Below are 15,112 nucleotides of genomic sequence, written 5' to 3'. Positions count from 1 at the left end.
GCAAGCCCGGTCAAGCCCTCCGGGGCGCCCCGGACCACCCCCGGAGACGACCCGCGCGCCGGACCGGCGTGTCCGGCGCCCTGGAGGAAAGCCGGAGCTCAGTCCGCCTTCCAGCCCCACGCGTCGAGCACGACCTGGAACAGGTACGTGGCCGGGAAGTAGCCGCGGACACGGTGCGCACCGGCGCCGGTGGCCAGCGCCACCACTTCCTCGGCGGTGTGGGTGCGGTTGACCAGCACGTGATCAAGGCGCACCAGGTCGTCGTCGTCGCTGCCGGACGCCTTCCAGGACTCGTAGCCCTCGAGCAGCGGCGTGCCGCGCTGGCCGCCGTCGACCTGCAGGCCGAAGGAATGGTCGGCGGTGAACAGCATCAGGGTGTCGTCGAGGTCCACGCGCTGCTCCACCTCGGCCACCAGGCGGTCGAAGTCGACCACGTTCTGCAGGCCCTTGCGCACGTCGTCGGTGTGCGCGTCCCACTCGACCACCAGCAGATAGCCCTGCGGCGAATCCTCCAGCAGGTCGAGCGCCTTCAGCGTGGCCGCGCGCACGTCGATGCCGTCGGCAACCACGACCGGGCGCGCATCGGACGCGGGCACGGAATCCAGCGAGGCGTAGATGGGTCGCTTGTGCGCGTCGGCCAAAGCGTCGAAACCGGTGCCGGCCGCGGCCAGCGCGGTGCCGATGCGCTCGCGGCCGGCACCCAGCAGCACGTCGACGCCGTCGCCGTAGCGGGGCGTGAAGGCCTGCGGGAAGATCGCGCCGAAATTCCGGCGGTCGTTGGCGTGCGCATAGGTCGCCGCCGGCGTGGCGTCGGCGATCGACTGCGAGCTGACCACGCCGGTGCGCAGGCCGCGCTCCTCGGCGTACTCGAGCAGGGTCTTGGCCGGGGTGCCGTCCTTCTCGCCGCGCACCGCGTCGGGGCCCTGGCTGATGACGCCGTTGCGGGTGCGCACGCCGGTCATGATCGAGGACATGCCGTTGGCCGAGTCGGACACGAAGCGGTCGACCGGGGACGTGTCGCTCAGGCCCAGGTGCGGCCACTGCTGGATGTGCAGCTTCAGCGGCTCGCCGTGGCCGTGGAGGCTGGCGGCGTTGAGGGTCGCCACGCCGGCGGCGTCGGCGAGGAAGACGATGACGTTCTTCGCCCGCGGCGCCTGGCCGTCATCGGCGAAGGCGGGCGGGGCGACAAACAGCGCCGCGGAAAGCGCGGCGGCGAACAGGGTCCGGCACGAGTGGTGGCCCATGGTTTCTACTCCTTGCAGGGACGACTACGACGCGGACGGAGCGCTGCGCTCACGCCCGGAGGGGGACCCGGACCACGGTTATGCATCCGTTCGTTGCAGCAGGGACCTGCGTCCAGTCTGCGCCGGGAATGTTTCGCTACGGAGACCGCGCTACCAGTCGAAGGACACGTTGACCGCCGCGCTGCGTCCAGGGCGCGTGTGGAAGCCGAGGTTGTCCTCGCCGGCGGCCAGGCCGCGCACCCCGCCCCAGCTCCAGTAGCGGCGGTCGCCGAGGTTCATCACGCCGGCGTTGATGCGGATGCCGGGCCGCGGTTCGAGCCATGCGTACAGGTCGAAGCGCGCGTGGCCGGGCGGCTCGAACAGGCGCCCCGTGCCGTGGTCGACGCGATCCATGCCGCGCACCGCCACCATCGCGCCTTCCGCGCCCCAGAGGCCGCTGCCGGCGTCGTAGCGCAGGCCGAGCGTGGCCTTTGGCGGATCGACGCTGTTGAGAGGCACGTCCCGGCGGGTGTCGTCGCCCTGCGCCCAGGCCATCGCCCCGCGCAGCTGCCAGCCGCCGGGCTGCGCCGGATCGCTCCACGGCAGGTGCCAGAGCAGGTCGCCCTCGATGCCGCGGATGCGGGCGCGATCGCGATTGACCGACTGGAACACCAGCGCGCGGGTCACCGGATCGATCCCGAGGTTGGCGCGCGATTCGATCAGGTCGCGGTAGCGGTTCTCGTAGGCCGACACACTGGCGCGGAGCGTGTCGCCGACGTGGCGCCAGCCCAGCTCCAGCCCTTCGCTGCGCTCCGGCCGCAGGTCGGGGTTGGCGCGCACCTCGTAGTTGAAGACCGGCAGCACCAGGCCGATGTTCACGTCGCCGAAGGGCGGCGAGCGGAAGCCACGGGCGTACTGCACGAACAGGCTGTGTCCGCCGCCCGGCGACCAGCGCAGCGCCAGTCGCGGGGTCGCCTGGTCGGTGTCGACGTCGACCGGCACCGTATCCGGGAAGTCTTCGCGGAAGATCGCGTCGGGGTGCGCGCGCAGCCGGCTCCATTCCGCGCGCAGGCCCGGGATCACCGCGAAGCGCTCGCCGAACGTGATCTCGTCCTGCCAGAAGAACGCCAGGCTGGTCTGGACCGAGTCCGGGAAGTCGCGCACCGGCATGACTTCGCCCAGCACCACGTTGCTCGACGCGCCGGTGGCGAGGTTGGTCTCCAGGCCGTCGCGCAGTCCTTCGTAGCGCTGGCGCGCCAGGTCGACGCCGAAGACGTGCCAATGGCTGCCGCGCCATCCCTCGTGCCGGGCCTGGCCGAGCAGGCCCGCGCCGGCCGCGCGGCTTTCATAGTCGAAGCGGCGCCAGCGCAGCGATTCGAAGGGCGTGGCCGCATCCGGCAGCCGGTACTGGTCGCTTTCCTGGCGGACCTCGGTGTCCTGTACCCAGGCCTGCGCCTCCAGCGACTGCAGCCAGGGCAGACCCGGCGCCCACTCCGCCGCGAGGCTGGCGCGCATGCGCTGCTGGCGGTCGTCGGCGTCGAGGCGGTACGTGGTGGCGAAGCGTCCGCTGCCGAAGCGCAGCGAATCGACCGCGGTTTCCCGCCGCTCGCGCGAGCCGTCCAAGGCCAGCACGTAGCGGCCGGCGTCGCCGGTGTCACGGACCAGCTTCGCGAGCACGCTCTCGCGGGTGAAGTCGAGCGGGTTGGGGCCGTCCTCGTCGCGCCAGGCGCGATTGCCGGCCTCGTGCCCGCGGCGCTGCGCGGCCATCACCATCGCCTGCCAGCCGTCGACACGGCCCGCGGCCCAGCTCGCCGACAGCAGCCGGCTGTCGTCGAGTCCGTCATGGCCCAGGCGCAGCCCGAAGTGGCGGTCGCCGCCCTCGCCGCGCAGCAGCAGGGCTCCGGGATCGAGCGTGCGGAAGGCGACCACGCCGGCCAGCGCGTCGCTGCCATACAGGGTCGAAGCCGGGCCGCGCTGGATTTCCACCCGCTCCACCGCCTCGAGGTCGACCAGGTCGCGACCCGCGGAGGCGAACTGGCCGATGCTGTAGGCGTCGGCCAGCGGGATGCCGTCGACGACGATGCGCACGCGATTGCCCTCGAGTCCGCGGATCGAGAAGCCGCGGGTACCGAAGCGGTTGCCCTCGGACACCACCTCTACGCCGGGCACGTAGCGCACCAGGCTTTCCGGGTCGCGGACCAGGCGCCGATCGAGCTCATCGCGCTCCACCTGGGCGACGCTCGCCACCACCTGGCTGATCGGCTCGGCCACGCGGCTGGAAACCACCACCACGGTGTCCAGCGTGGTCACCCTGTCGGCGACGTCGGGTCCCGGGGATTGCGGTGCCGCTCCCGCGCCCGAGGCGAGCAGCAGGGGGAGCAGCGGGGGGAGCAGCGAAAACAGCGGAAAGGATCCAGCCAATCGATGCTCCAGTGTGCTTCTGCATCCGGACGGAACGGTACCCGTATTGTCTCCGCCGTCGATGTGTCCCGCATGACCTGGGTCAAGTCCGGGGTGGCGGAATTGATCTCGATCAATGTCCACGCATCCGCCCGTGCCATAAAGCCGGAGACCATTCATCTCCGCTTTACAGTCCATCCGATTCGAGCCGGGAGTCCCGCTGATGAAACGTTCGACGCTCGCCCTGACCATCCCCTTCCTGCTTGCCGGCGGCGCGTACTTCGCACTCGGTACGGGTGCCGGTGCCGCCCCCGGCGATGGCCCGACGGCCGACGGCCAGCAGGCCTACCTCGACAACTGCGCCGCCTGCCACCAGCCCGACGGCAAGGGCCTGGCCGGCGCCTTCCCGCCGCTCGCGGGCTCGGACTGGCTGCAGGGCAAGACTGCGGCCGAGGTCGCCTCGACGGTCCTGTCCGGCCTCGAGGGCGAGATCGTCGTCAACGGCGCCACCTACAACAGCCTGATGCCGGCGCAGAGCCACATCAGCGATGCCGACATCGCCGCCATCACCACCTATGTCCTGAACCAGTGGGGCAACCCCGGCGGCAGCATCACCGAGGCCGAGGTCAGGACGCGGCGCGCGGCGCTGGCGGTGAGCACCGATCCGGCCCAGGGCGAAGTGCATCCGGGCACCAGCCAGGCCCAGGCCGCCTACGAGGGTGCGCCCTCCACCGTCAGCGGCACCGATGTCGCCCAGGTCCGCACTCCGGGCGCTCCGGACATGACCGAAACCGAGTTCGCCCAGGCCAGCGAGATCTTCTTCCAGCGCTGCGCAGGCTGCCACGGCGTGCTGCGCAAGGGCGCCACCGGCAAGCCGCTCACGCCGGACGTGACCCAGCCGCGTGGCACCGAGTACCTCAAGGCGCTGATCAACTTCGGTTCGCCCGGCGGTATGCCCAACTTCGGCACCGGCGGCGAGCTGACCGCGGCCCAGGTCGACCTGATGGCCCGCTTCCTCCAGCACACCCCGCCGAGCCCGCCGGAATGGGGCATGAAGGAAATGCGTGACAGCTGGACGGTGCTCATCCCGGAGGACAAGCGTCCGACCCGGAAGATGAACAACTGGAACCTGGACAACATCTTCTCCGTCACCCTGCGCGACTCCGGCGAGATCGCCCTGATCGACGGCGACAGCAAGAAGATCATCAACATCATCAAGACCGGCTACGCGGTGCACATCTCGCGCGCCTCGCACTCCGGCCGCTACGTCTACACCATCGGCCGCGACGGCAAGATCGACCTGATCGACCTGTGGATGAAGGTCCCCGACCGCGTGGCCGAGATCAAGATCGGGCTCGAGGCGCGCTCGGTCGAGACCTCGAAGTTCAAGGGCTACGAGGACAAGCTGGCCATCGCCGGTGCCTACTGGCCGCCGCAGTACGTGATCATGGACGGCCCGACCCTCGAGCCGAAGAAGATCGTCTCCACCCGCGGCATGACGGTCGACACGCAGGAGTACCATCCCGAGCCGCGCGTGGCCGCGATCGTCGCCAGCCACGAGCACCCGGAGTTCATCATCAACGTCAAGGAGACCGGCCGCATCCTGCTGGTCGACTACTCCGACCTCGCCAGCCTGAAGACCACCACGCTCGACGCCGCGCCCTTCCTGCACGACGGCGGCTGGGACTCGACCAAGCGCTACTTCCTGACCGCGGCGAACAACAGCGACAAGGTCGCGGTGGTGGACTCGAAGGAACAGAAGCTGACCGCGCTGATCGACGTCGACAAGATCCCGCACCCGGGTCGCGGCGCCAACTTCGTCCATCCCAAGTACGGTCCGGTGTGGGCGACCTCGGCCCTGGGCAACGAGAACATCACCCTGATCGCCACCGATCCGGTCAACCATCCGCAGTACGCGTGGAAGGCGGTCGAGGTGCTCAAGGGCCAGGGCGGCGGTTCGCTGTTCGTCAAGACCCATCCCGAGTCGACGAACCTGTGGGTCGACACCACCCTCAACCCCACGGCCGAGGCCAGCCAGTCGATCGCGGTGTTCGACATCAACAACCTCGACAAGGGCTATGAAGTGCTGCCGATCGCCGAATGGGCGAACCTCGGCGAAGGCCCGAAGCGGGTGGTGCAGCCGGAGTACAACAAGGCCGGCGACGAGGTCTGGTTCTCGGTCTGGAACGGCAAGGACCAGCGCTCGGCCCTGGTGGTAGTGGACGACAAGACCCGCAAGCTGAAGGCGGTGCTGGACGATCCGCGCCTGATCACTCCGACCGGCAAGTTCAACGTCTACAACACGATGAAAGACGTCTACTGAGGTCCGCGCGCAAGAACGGGCGGGGCGGGAGCTGGTCTCCCGCCCCGCTTTGTTTCCGGTTCATCTCCAGACTCCGGGGCGATGGCGTGCACTTGGCACGCAGTCGCGCCTTGAAGCCGCTTCGTTGTGGTACGCGCTGCCCGTCCCGCACACAGGGGGTGTGCTCCCCCGGCAGTCTCCGCGTCCTGCTGCCACTGCCGGCCGCCGGCCATCCATGGCCGCACACCCCCTGTGCGCGGGACGGGCTCCGGCGTTCTGCGGCTTCGGGAGGGAAGATCAAGAGCTGCTGATCGGCGTGCTGCTGACCGCGCTCCCGTTCACCCGTCGGGTGAGCGCCGTGCTCGACGTCGAGCATGAGGACGCCGCCGACGGCACCCGCACCGTCCAGTTCGCCAACAGCTTCGACTACCTGCACGCACCCGGGCGCGTGGTGATCGACCTGAGCGAAGCGCACTTCCGGGACACCACCGCCGTCGCCGCCCTGGACCGGGTGGTGCTGAAGCTGCGCCGGCACGGCGCGGAGGTGGAGGTGATCGGCCTGAACCGGGCCAGCCGGTCGCTGGTGGACCGGCTGGGGACCCACGACGAAGCGGCCCGGGCGCAGGGGCCGTTCACACCCTGACCGGTACGACCGGACTCATGCAGCGCTGCGCCGCGCGCGCTCCAGGTGCACCAGCAGCAGCGAGATCGCCGCCGGGGTCATGCCCGGGATGCGCCGGGCCTGGCCGATGGTCTGCGGCCGCACCTGTTCCAGCTTCTGGCGCAGCTCGGCCGACAGGCCGTGCACGGCGGCGTAGTCGAAGCCCTCCGCGATCGCGGCCTCCTCGCTGCTCCGCTGGCGCGCGATCTCCTCGCGCTGGCGTTCGAGGTAGCCGGAGTACTTGGCCTCGATCTCGACCTGCTCGGCCACCGCGGCGTCTTCCACCGCCGGGCCGAACGACGGCACCGCGGCCAGCTTCGAGTAGTCCAGCTCCGGCCGCCGCAGCAGGTCCAGTCCGCTGCATTCGCGGCTGATGTCGATGCCGAGCGTCGTCGCCGCGTCGCGCCCGATGGCGTTGTTCGGCGAGGCCCACAGCGCGCCCAGGCGCTGCGTTTCCGCGGCCACGGCGTCGCGCTTGCGCGCGAACGCCTCCCAGCGCGCGTCGTCGACCAGGCCCAGCTCGCGACCCACCGGCGTCAGCCGCAGGTCGGCGTTGTCCTCGCGCAGCTGCAGGCGGTACTCGGCGCGCGAGGTGAACATGCGGTACGGCTCGCTGGTTCCGTGCGTCACCAGATCGTCGACCAGCACGCCGATGTAGGCCTGGTCGCGGCGCGGCGCGAAGCCTTCGCGTCCCTGCACTGTGCGTGCGGCGTTGGCGCCGGCGAGCAGGCCCTGGGCCGCGGCCTCCTCGTAGCCGGTGGTGCCGTTGATCTGGCCGGCGAAGTACAGACCGGAGACGGCCTTGGTCTCCAGGGTCGCCTTCAGTCCGCGCGGGTCGAAGAAGTCGTACTCGATCGCATAGCCCGGCCGGGTGATGTGCGCGCGCTCGAAGCCGCGCACCGAACGCACCAGCTCCAGCTGCACGTCGAAGGGCAGCGAGGTGGAGATGCCGTTCGGATAGATCTCCGCGACATCGAGTCCTTCGGGCTCGACGAAGACCTGGTGGCTGTCCTTCTCCGCGAAGCGCACCACCTTGTCCTCGATGCTCGGGCAGTAGCGCGGACCCGTACCCTCGATCTGCCCCGAATACAGTGGCGAGCGGTGCAGCGCGCCGCGGATGATGTCGTGCGTGCGCTCCGTCGTCTGCGTGATCCAGCACGACACCTGCCGGGGATGGTCGTCGCGCGTGCCCATGAAGGAGAACACGGGGCGCGGCTCGTCGCCGGGCTGCGCCACCATCACCGAGTAATCGAGCGTGCGCCCGTCGATGCGCGGCGGCGTGCCGGTCTTCAGGCGATCGACCACGAAGGGACCTTCGCGCAGGCGTTCGGCCAGGCGCACCGACGGCGGATCGCCCATGCGTCCGCCGGCGTGCTGCGCCTCGCCGACGTGGATGCGGCCGGCGAGGAAGGTGCCGGCGGTCAGCACCACCGCCGGCGCATCGAAGCGCAGGCCGGTGTTGGTGATCGCGCCGCGCACCGCGCCGCCTTCGATCACCAGGTCGTCGACGGCGGCCTGGAACACGGTGAGGCCCGGCTGCGCCTCCACCGCGCGGCGGATGAAGGCGCGGTACAGCGCGCGGTCGGCCTGGCAGCGGGTGGCGCGCACCGCCGGGCCCTTGGAGGCATTGAGCCGGCGCCACTGGATGCCGGCGGCGTCGGCCGCGCGCGCCATGATTCCGCCCAGCGCATCGATCTCGCGCACCAGGTGGCCCTTGCCGATGCCGCCGATCGCGGGATTGCAGCTCATCGCGCCGATGGTCTCGATGCTGTGGGTGAGCAGCAGCGTGCGCGCGCCCGCACGAGCGGCGGCGAGCGCGGCCTCGGTTCCGGCGTGGCCGCCGCCGATCACGATGACGTCGTGGCGATGGAAGTCGTGATGCATGCAGCAATTATCCCGCGTGAGAGGTGTCGCGCGCCTGCCGGAGCCGGAGTTGGCATGCATCCTGCATCCGATGCTGGCGCACCCGGGATGGCAAACGCCAAGGGGGGCGTGGCCGGAGATTGGAACAGGGCTGGCCAAGCGCATTCCGGGGAAGCGAAGGGGCCGAACGTCGGGGGACGTTCGGCCCCGTTTTTTCTTCCGGCGGCCGCGAGCGGCCGCATCGCCCGATATGGCGCCGACGCCCGGCGGGGCGGAACAGGGGGGATCCGGGATTCCCCGCCGGGTGTCGACATTGGTCACCCCGGGATACGTCAGGAAGCGACGCAACCGGTCAGCCGGGCCCAGCTTGCGACGACTGCGGCCCGCACGCAAGCGCCAGCCTGCCCGGACCGCGACGCCGTTCGTGTCACGGCTCCTGCTGCACCTCGCGGTCGCGGATCACCGAGGGTGGCGCCGGGGTCGAGCGCGGCGGCGCGGCGCGCGGCGACACCGGCCGCGGCGGCGCGCTGCGCCTCGGGGCCGGAGCGGAGGGTTCCAGGGTGGAGGGCGGCGCCACCCGGGGTGCGGGCATCGGCGTGGACATGCGCGGCGTGGATGGCGGAGCCGGCAACCGCTGTCGCGGCTGCCCCACGCTGCCGGCTCGAGGCATCGGCTGCGCGGGCAGGGGGCGGCTCATCGGCGGCGCCCGGAGCTCCCCGCGCGGCGGACGATGATCATCCGCCGGCGGGCGATGCGGTTGCCGGTAGTGCGGCCGGTAGCGGTAGTCCGGCCAGCCGTACCAGCCGGGATATCCGCCGTACCAGGGGTAGCCCCAGGATCCGTACAGGCCGCCGTAGTACCCCCGGTACCAGGGACGCCCGTACCCGCCATAGGGTGCGTAGTAGTAGTCCTCGTACGCGCGATACGAGGGACTGCCGTAGTAGTAGTCGCCGTAGCCGCGGCCGTCGTATCCGCTGTAGCCGTAGCCCGTCGCGCAGCCGGCGAGGAGGGCCGCGACGAGGGCGATGAGGATCTTGCGCATGGTGCACCCCCCCGGGGTCGTCTGCCACAGACTCGGCCCGCGCCATTGAATTGCCGCTTAATCCGCGGTCCGCGCCCGCTGCTGAACCGCGGGTTCAAGTCCGCTAGTCTGGACGCATGTCCCCGGGCGTGGCCAATTTCGACGATGTGATGGCGGCCGCGGCGCGGATCGCGCCACACGCGCACACCACGCCGGTGCTGCGCTCGCGCGGCCTCGATGCGCTCGCGGGCTGCAGCCTGGCCTTCAAGGCCGAGCAGCTGCAGCGCACTGGCGCGTTCAAGTTCCGGGGGGCCTGCAACGCGGTCTGGCGGCTTTCCGCGGATGAGGCCGCCCGCGGCGTCGCCACGCACTCCTCCGGCAACCATGGCGCCGCGCTGGCATTGGCCGCCGCGGGCCGGGGTATCCCCTGCCACGTGGTGGCGCCGGCCGACGCGGTCCGCAGCAAGCTCGACGCGATCACCGCCTATGGCGCGGTCATGCACCGCTGCGCATCCGGCATCGCCGCGCGCGAGGCCGCCTGCGCGGAGGTGGTCGGGACGACCGGAGCGCGGCTGGTCCATCCCTATGCCGACCCGGCGGTGATCGCCGGCCAGGGCACGGCGGCCCTCGAGCTGCTGGCGGCGGCCGGCCCGCTGGATGCCATGGTGGTGCCGGTCGGCGGCGGCGGCCTGGCCGCGGGGACGGCCCTGACCCTGGCCGCCTGCGCACCGGACTGCCGGCTTTATCTCGCCGAGCCCGCCGGTGCGGCCGAGACCCGCGATTCGCTGGCCCGCGGCGAGCGGGTCACCGACTTCACTCCCGACACGATCTGCGACGGCCTGCGCGGCACCCTCGGCCAGCCGGGCTTCGACATCCTGCGGGCCCACGGCGCCGAGGTCCTGGTGGTCGACGACGCCGACACCGTGGCCGCGATGCGCCTGGTCTGGCAGCGGATGAAGCAGGTGGTGGAACCCTCCTCGGCGATCACGCTCGCGGCCGTGCTCGGGAACCGCGCACGCTTCGCCGGCCAGCGCGTGGGCCTGCTGCTGTCGGGTGGCAACGTCGACCTCGACGCACTCCCGTGGGCCGCCTGAAGCGCCGGCGCGTGCGCGGACGGCCGCCGCGCCGCTGGCCGCGGCGGCTGCTGCAGCTCGCCCTGCTGGTCGCGCTCTGGCTCGGCGGCGTCGCCGCCTGGATCGTCTACGTCGGCAACCGCGACCAGGCCGCACCCGCCGACGCGATCGTGGTGCTGGGCGCGGCCGCCTATGACACCCGGCCCTCGCCGGTGTTCACCGAGCGCATCCGCCATGGCATCGACCTCTACGAGCGGGGGCTGGCGCCGGTGCTGGTCTTCACCGGCGGCTACGGCGACGGCGCGCGCTTCTCCGAGTCGCAGGTCGCGCGCAGCTTCGCCCTCCGCGCCGGCGTGCCGGCGGACGCGATCCTGATCGAAACCCTGTCGCGCACCACCTACCAGAACCTGTCGCGCAGCCGCGACCTGCTGTCCGCGCACGGGCTGCAGCGGGTGATCGTGGTCAGCGACCCGCTGCACATGGCGCGCGCACTGCGCCTGGCGCGCCGGCTCGGCATCGACGCGATCGGCTCGCCGACGCCGAGCACGCGCTTCCGCAGCTTCCGTACCCAGTGGCGCTTCCTCGCACGCGAGGTCTACTTCTTCCACCGTGACCTGGTGGTGCGGCCGGACTGACCGCTCAGCCGCGCCGGCGCCGCACCGGGATGCCCGAGGCCGGGAAGCGCGCCACGTCCTCGCCGCCCTCGCGGATGGGTTGTCCATGGGCGGGCGCCCAGGCCATGGCGGTGATGATCTCCCAGGTGGCCGGAAGCAGGCCGTCCCCGTCGCGCCATTGTCCGTACGCCGCTTCGGCGGCCGCGAAGCGGCCGCGCCCGGTCAGGGCGCGCCGCCGCGAGGACAGTGCATTGGTCGCGCCCAGCTGGCGCAGCCCGCGCATCAGCCCGGCCATGTCCCGGTGCCGGTGCACGTCGACGTCGCGGTCGAGCACCGGATCGCGGAAACCGGCGCGCATCAGGGCATCGCCGAACTCGGCGATGGTCGCGAACGGCGAGACATGCGCCGCTTCGTCGGCTTCGGCGAACGCGGCGCGCAGCTCGTGCAGCGTGTCCGGGCCGAAGGTCGAGACCAGCAGCAGGCCGCCGGGCCGCAGCACGCGACGGAAGCCGGCGAACAGCGCGTCCAGGTCCTCGACCCACTGCAGGCAGAGGTTGCTGAAGATGAGGTCGATGCTCTCGTCGGCCAGTGGCAGCGCGCGCGCGTCGGCGCAGACGCGGTCGATCGGTCGCTGCAGCGGGTTCCAGCCGCGTTTCGGCGAGAGCTGGCGCAGCATCGGCAGCGCCAGGTCGATCGCGAGCACGCGCGCCTTCGGCCAGCGCCGGCGCAGTTCGAGCGCTCCCGTCCCGGGGCCGCTGCCGAGGTCGAGGATGTCCGCCGGCACCGTGTCGCCGAGATAGTCCAGCGATTCGAACAGCCGCGACTCGATCTCGCGCTGCAGCTCGGCGGCCGCGGAATAGCTCCCGGCGGCGCGCGAGAAGGCGCGGCGCACCTGGCGATGGTCGAAGACGTCGTTCATGTCGGTTCCGTGGCGCCTGGCAGCGTCGTGCCCGCGCGCGCCTGCGCGAGGAAGCCGTCGATGGCCGCGGCCACCTCGTCGGCGTGGGTGAGAAAGGGAGCGTGGCCACCGTGTTCGATCCGGACGAAGCCGGCGCCGGGCGCGCGGTCGGCGGCGGCGCGCACGGCGCGCGGGTCGACCACGCGGTCGCGGCGTCCGGCGATCCAGAGGCTCGGGACGGCGAGCGCGGGCAGCAGCGGGCGCTGGTCGACCGTGCGCAGCAGGTCCAGCCCCTGCGCGAGTGCGGCGGCCGGCGGTTCTCCGCGCGCGAAGACCTGGTCGCGCAGCGCGCGCAGTTCGCCGCGGGCATCGTCGGAGCCGAAGGCCTCCAGCGCGATGAAGCGCTCGAGCGTGCCGTGGTAGTCGCCGCGGAGTCCCTCCGCGAAGCCGGCGAAGATCTCCGGCGACATGCCATGGCGCGCACCGTCGTCGCCTCCGGCATCGCGCACGAAGCGCGGCGCCGAGCAGATCATCACCAGCGCCGGAACCTCCGTCGACCGCGTCGCGGCGGCGCGGAGCGCGAACATGCCGCCCAGCGACCAGCCCAGCCAGGGCGCGGCCGGCACGCGCGCGGCCACCGCTTCGACCACCGCGTCCGGCTCCAGCGGCACCGCGCTGTCGCGGCTGCGCCCATGGCCCGGGAGATCGACGAGATGCAGTTCGAACCGGTCCGACAGGCGTTCGACCAGCGGCGCGAACACGCCGCCGTGCATCGCCCAGCCGTGCAGCAGCACCAGCGGCGCGCCGCTGCCGCGGACCTCGACGTGCAGGTCCATGCTCATGCGCCCTTGTCCGTACGCAGCGCACGCTGGCGCGCAGGGCTGCCGGCGGCGTGGCGCGCCACCAGCCAGGCGAAGCCGAGGATGCCGAACACGATCAGGGCCGCGCCGGCCATGCCGGTGGCGCCGGGCAGCGGTTCGCCCAGGAACAGCACGCCGATCAGGATCGCGAACAGCAGCTCGGAACCCTGCATCGCCTCGACGCCTCCGAGCGCGGTCGGGTTGTCGCGGACCATGCCGGTGGCCTGGAAGAACAGGATGCTGGCCACCACGCCGGCGCTCAGCGCCACGCCCGCGGCCAGCCACACCTGCTCGGCCGGCGGCGCACCGCTGCGCGTCCACGCCCAGGCCGCGACCGCCCACCACAGCGGCTGGCTGGCGAGGGTCATGCCGAACACGCGCTGGGTGGCGTTGAGGTTCTCGCCGCTGCGCTCCAGGTGCAGCAGCAGCAGGCGGTTGCCCAGCGGATAGGCGACCGCGGCACCGAGCACGCAGGCCAGGGCGATCCATCCCGCGCGGTCGATCGCACCGCCGCCGTGCCCGGCCTGCAGCAGCAGCACGCCGGCCAGGATCAGCGCCGCCACCATCAGCGCCGCCCGCGGGATGCGCCGGCGCGCGTCGCGGTACAGCAGCGGCGCGCACAGGATCCCGGCGACCACGGTGAACTGGAAACTTCCGGCGACCAGCCACGACGGACCGCTCGCGGCCGCGAACGACAGCAGCAGGTAGAACGCGCCGAAGCCGATCGCGCTGCAGCGCAGCCAGGCCCAGGGGTGGCGGCGGATCGCGCGCCACACCGGCATCGCGCCGCCCTGCCAGGGCAGCAGCGGCAGCAGCAGAGGGAGCGTGATCAGGTAGCGCAGCGTGGCCGTCCAGGCCCAGTCGCCGCCGGCGCTCGCGCTCACGCGGTTGAGCACGTAGGTCATGGTGAAGAACAGCGCCGAGCACAGGCCGAGGCCGACGGCGGCCAGCGCGCGGCTGGTGGCGGGCATCCCGGCGGACACGGGGCTCAGGCCGCGCGCGCGGCGTCGACGTGGTCGCGGGCGCGGCCCAGCGCGGCCACCAGTGCGTCGACCTGGTCCTCGGCGTGCGCGGCGCAGAGCGTCACGCGCAGGCGTGCGCGGCCCTCGGGCACGGTCGGCGGACGGATCGCGGCCACGCGGAAGCCGTCGGCCTCCAGGCGCGCGGCCATGTCGAGCGCGCGGGCGTTGTCACCGCAGGGCACGGGCTGGATCGGGGTCTCCGACGGCGGCAGCTCAGAGCCCCGCTCCTGCATGCCGGCGCGGAAACGCTGCACCAGCGCGCCCAGCTTCTCGCGCCGCCAGTGTTCGCGCCGCGCGAGCTTCACCGAGGCCAGTGCCGCCGCGGCCTGCGGCGGCGGCAGGGCGGTGGTGTAGAGGTACGGCCGCGCGGTGCCGGCCAGATGGTCGATGAGGTCGGCGTCGCCGGCCACCACCGCGCCATAGCCACCCAGGGCCTTGCCCAGCGTGACCAGCTGCAGCGGCACCTCGGCCACGCCCAGGCGCGCGTCGGCGACGCTGCCGCGACCGTCGGGGCCAAGCACGCCCACGCCATGGGCATCATCGACGTAGAGCAGGGCCGACTGCATGCGCGCCACCAGCGCCAGCTGGCGCAGCGGCGCGACGTCACCGTCCATGCTGAAGACACCGTCGGTCGCGATCATGGCCGCGCCGTCGGGCACGGTGCGCAGCTGGCGCAGCGCGCCCTCGGCGTCGCCATGCGGATAGCGGCGCAGGCGGCAGCCGGCCAGGCGCGCGCCGTCGATCAGGCTGGCGTGGTTGAGCCGGTCCTGCACGCTCGTGTCGCCCTCGCCCAGCAGCGCCTGCTGCACGGCGAGGTTGGCCATGTAGCCGCTGCCGAAGACCAGCGCCCGCGGCAACTGCAGCCAGTCGGCGACCTCGCGCTCGAGCGCCTCGTGGGCGACATGGTGGCCGCAGACCAGGTGCGAACCGATGCCACCCACGCCGTCGCGCGCGGCCGCGCCCTGCACCGCGTCGACCACCTGGAACTGCTGGGCCAGGCCGAGGTAGTCGTTGCCGCAGAAGTTGATCAGCCAGCGGCCATCGATCTCCATGCGCACGCCGTCCCGCCGGCCGACCGCGCGCCGGCTGCGAGCCAGGTCGTGCGCCATCGCCTCGGCCCGCCGGGCCTGGACGCGGTGTCGCAGGTCGGGGCGCTTGCCGGTCATCGCGGAATC

General features: G+C 72.2%; 11 protein-coding genes and 1 pseudogene. 4 read left to right on the top strand and 8 right to left on the bottom strand.

Annotation, left to right across the window (positions count from 1 at the left end; genetic code table 11):
* Nucleotides 1-98: 98 nt before the first annotated feature.
* Nucleotides 99-1,244, bottom strand: coding sequence for an alkaline phosphatase (locus FPZ22_RS07690; RefSeq protein ID WP_144891870.1), 1,146 nt, complete (start codon nt 1,242-1,244; stop codon nt 99-101).
* Between the two features lie 150 nt (nt 1,245-1,394).
* Nucleotides 1,395-3,644: a TonB-dependent hemoglobin/transferrin/lactoferrin family receptor gene (locus FPZ22_RS07685; RefSeq protein WP_168198967.1), complete on the bottom strand. Its 2,250-nt coding sequence runs from the start codon at nt 3,642-3,644 to the stop codon at nt 1,395-1,397.
* A 202-nt stretch (nt 3,645-3,846) separates the two neighbouring features.
* On the opposite strand from FPZ22_RS07685, the gene FPZ22_RS07680 reads away from it, so the two are divergent.
* On the top strand, nt 3,847-5,946 hold the full coding sequence (locus FPZ22_RS07680) for a cytochrome D1 domain-containing protein (protein ID WP_144891866.1): 2,100 nt from the start codon (nt 3,847-3,849) through the stop codon (nt 5,944-5,946).
* A gap of 283 nt (nt 5,947-6,229) precedes the next feature.
* A pseudogene (locus tag FPZ22_RS07675) lies at nt 6,230-6,568 on the top strand (STAS domain-containing protein); the annotation flags it as partial.
* Between the two features lie 15 nt (nt 6,569-6,583).
* Here the strand turns inward: FPZ22_RS07675 and mnmG are convergent.
* Nucleotides 6,584-8,470, bottom strand: a complete 1,887-nt coding sequence (gene mnmG, locus FPZ22_RS07670) for a tRNA uridine-5-carboxymethylaminomethyl(34) synthesis enzyme MnmG (RefSeq protein WP_144891862.1) — start codon at nt 8,468-8,470, stop codon at nt 6,584-6,586.
* 406 nt (nt 8,471-8,876) lie between these two features.
* Nucleotides 8,877-9,491 carry a hypothetical protein gene (locus FPZ22_RS14195; protein ID WP_144891860.1) on the bottom strand — a complete coding sequence of 205 codons (615 nt, stop codon included), beginning with the start codon at nt 9,489-9,491 and terminating at the stop codon, nt 8,877-8,879.
* 116 nt (nt 9,492-9,607) lie between these two features.
* Between FPZ22_RS14195 and FPZ22_RS07660 the strand changes: the two genes are divergently transcribed.
* Together FPZ22_RS07660 and FPZ22_RS07655 are read left to right on the top strand one after the other, a co-directional pair.
* Nucleotides 9,608-10,564 (top strand): pyridoxal-phosphate dependent enzyme, encoded by a 957-nt coding sequence (locus FPZ22_RS07660; RefSeq protein WP_144891858.1) that lies wholly within the window; start codon nt 9,608-9,610, stop codon nt 10,562-10,564.
* The gene (locus tag FPZ22_RS07655) at nt 10,552-11,178 is read left to right on the top strand and encodes a YdcF family protein (protein ID WP_144891856.1); all 627 of its coding nucleotides are present in this window, start codon (nt 10,552-10,554) and stop codon (nt 11,176-11,178) included. The genes FPZ22_RS07660 and FPZ22_RS07655 overlap by 13 nt, the downstream gene beginning before the upstream one ends.
* A 4-nt stretch (nt 11,179-11,182) precedes the next feature.
* Here the strand turns inward: FPZ22_RS07655 and bioC are convergent, their stop codons facing one another.
* Genes bioC through bioF form a run of 4 tightly spaced genes read right to left on the bottom strand, consistent with a single transcriptional unit; the run spans nt 11,183 to nt 15,103 of the window.
* The gene (gene bioC, locus FPZ22_RS07650) at nt 11,183-12,076 is read right to left on the bottom strand and encodes a malonyl-ACP O-methyltransferase BioC (RefSeq protein WP_144891854.1); all 894 of its coding nucleotides are present in this window, start codon (nt 12,074-12,076) and stop codon (nt 11,183-11,185) included.
* A complete protein-coding gene (gene bioH / locus FPZ22_RS07645; RefSeq protein WP_144894031.1) occupies nt 12,073-12,885 on the bottom strand; it encodes a pimeloyl-ACP methyl ester esterase BioH in 813 nt (270 codons plus the stop codon). The genes bioC and bioH overlap by 4 nt, the downstream gene beginning before the upstream one ends.
* Before the next feature lie 8 nt (nt 12,886-12,893).
* Nucleotides 12,894-13,886, bottom strand: coding sequence for a multidrug resistance efflux transporter family protein (locus tag FPZ22_RS07640; RefSeq protein ID WP_144894029.1), 993 nt, complete (start codon nt 13,884-13,886; stop codon nt 12,894-12,896).
* A gap of 17 nt (nt 13,887-13,903) precedes the next feature.
* Nucleotides 13,904-15,103 carry an 8-amino-7-oxononanoate synthase gene (gene bioF / locus FPZ22_RS07635; RefSeq protein WP_144891852.1) on the bottom strand — a complete coding sequence of 400 codons (1,200 nt, stop codon included), beginning with the start codon at nt 15,101-15,103 and terminating at the stop codon, nt 13,904-13,906.
* Nucleotides 15,104-15,112 lie beyond the last annotated feature (9 nt).

The sequence above is a fragment of the Luteimonas granuli genome, from assembly GCF_007795095.1.
Lineage (GTDB): Bacteria > Pseudomonadota > Gammaproteobacteria > Xanthomonadales > Xanthomonadaceae > Luteimonas > Luteimonas granuli.
The sequence above is the reverse complement of the archived record's forward strand: the minus strand, read 5'-3'. Positions and strand labels throughout refer to the sequence as shown.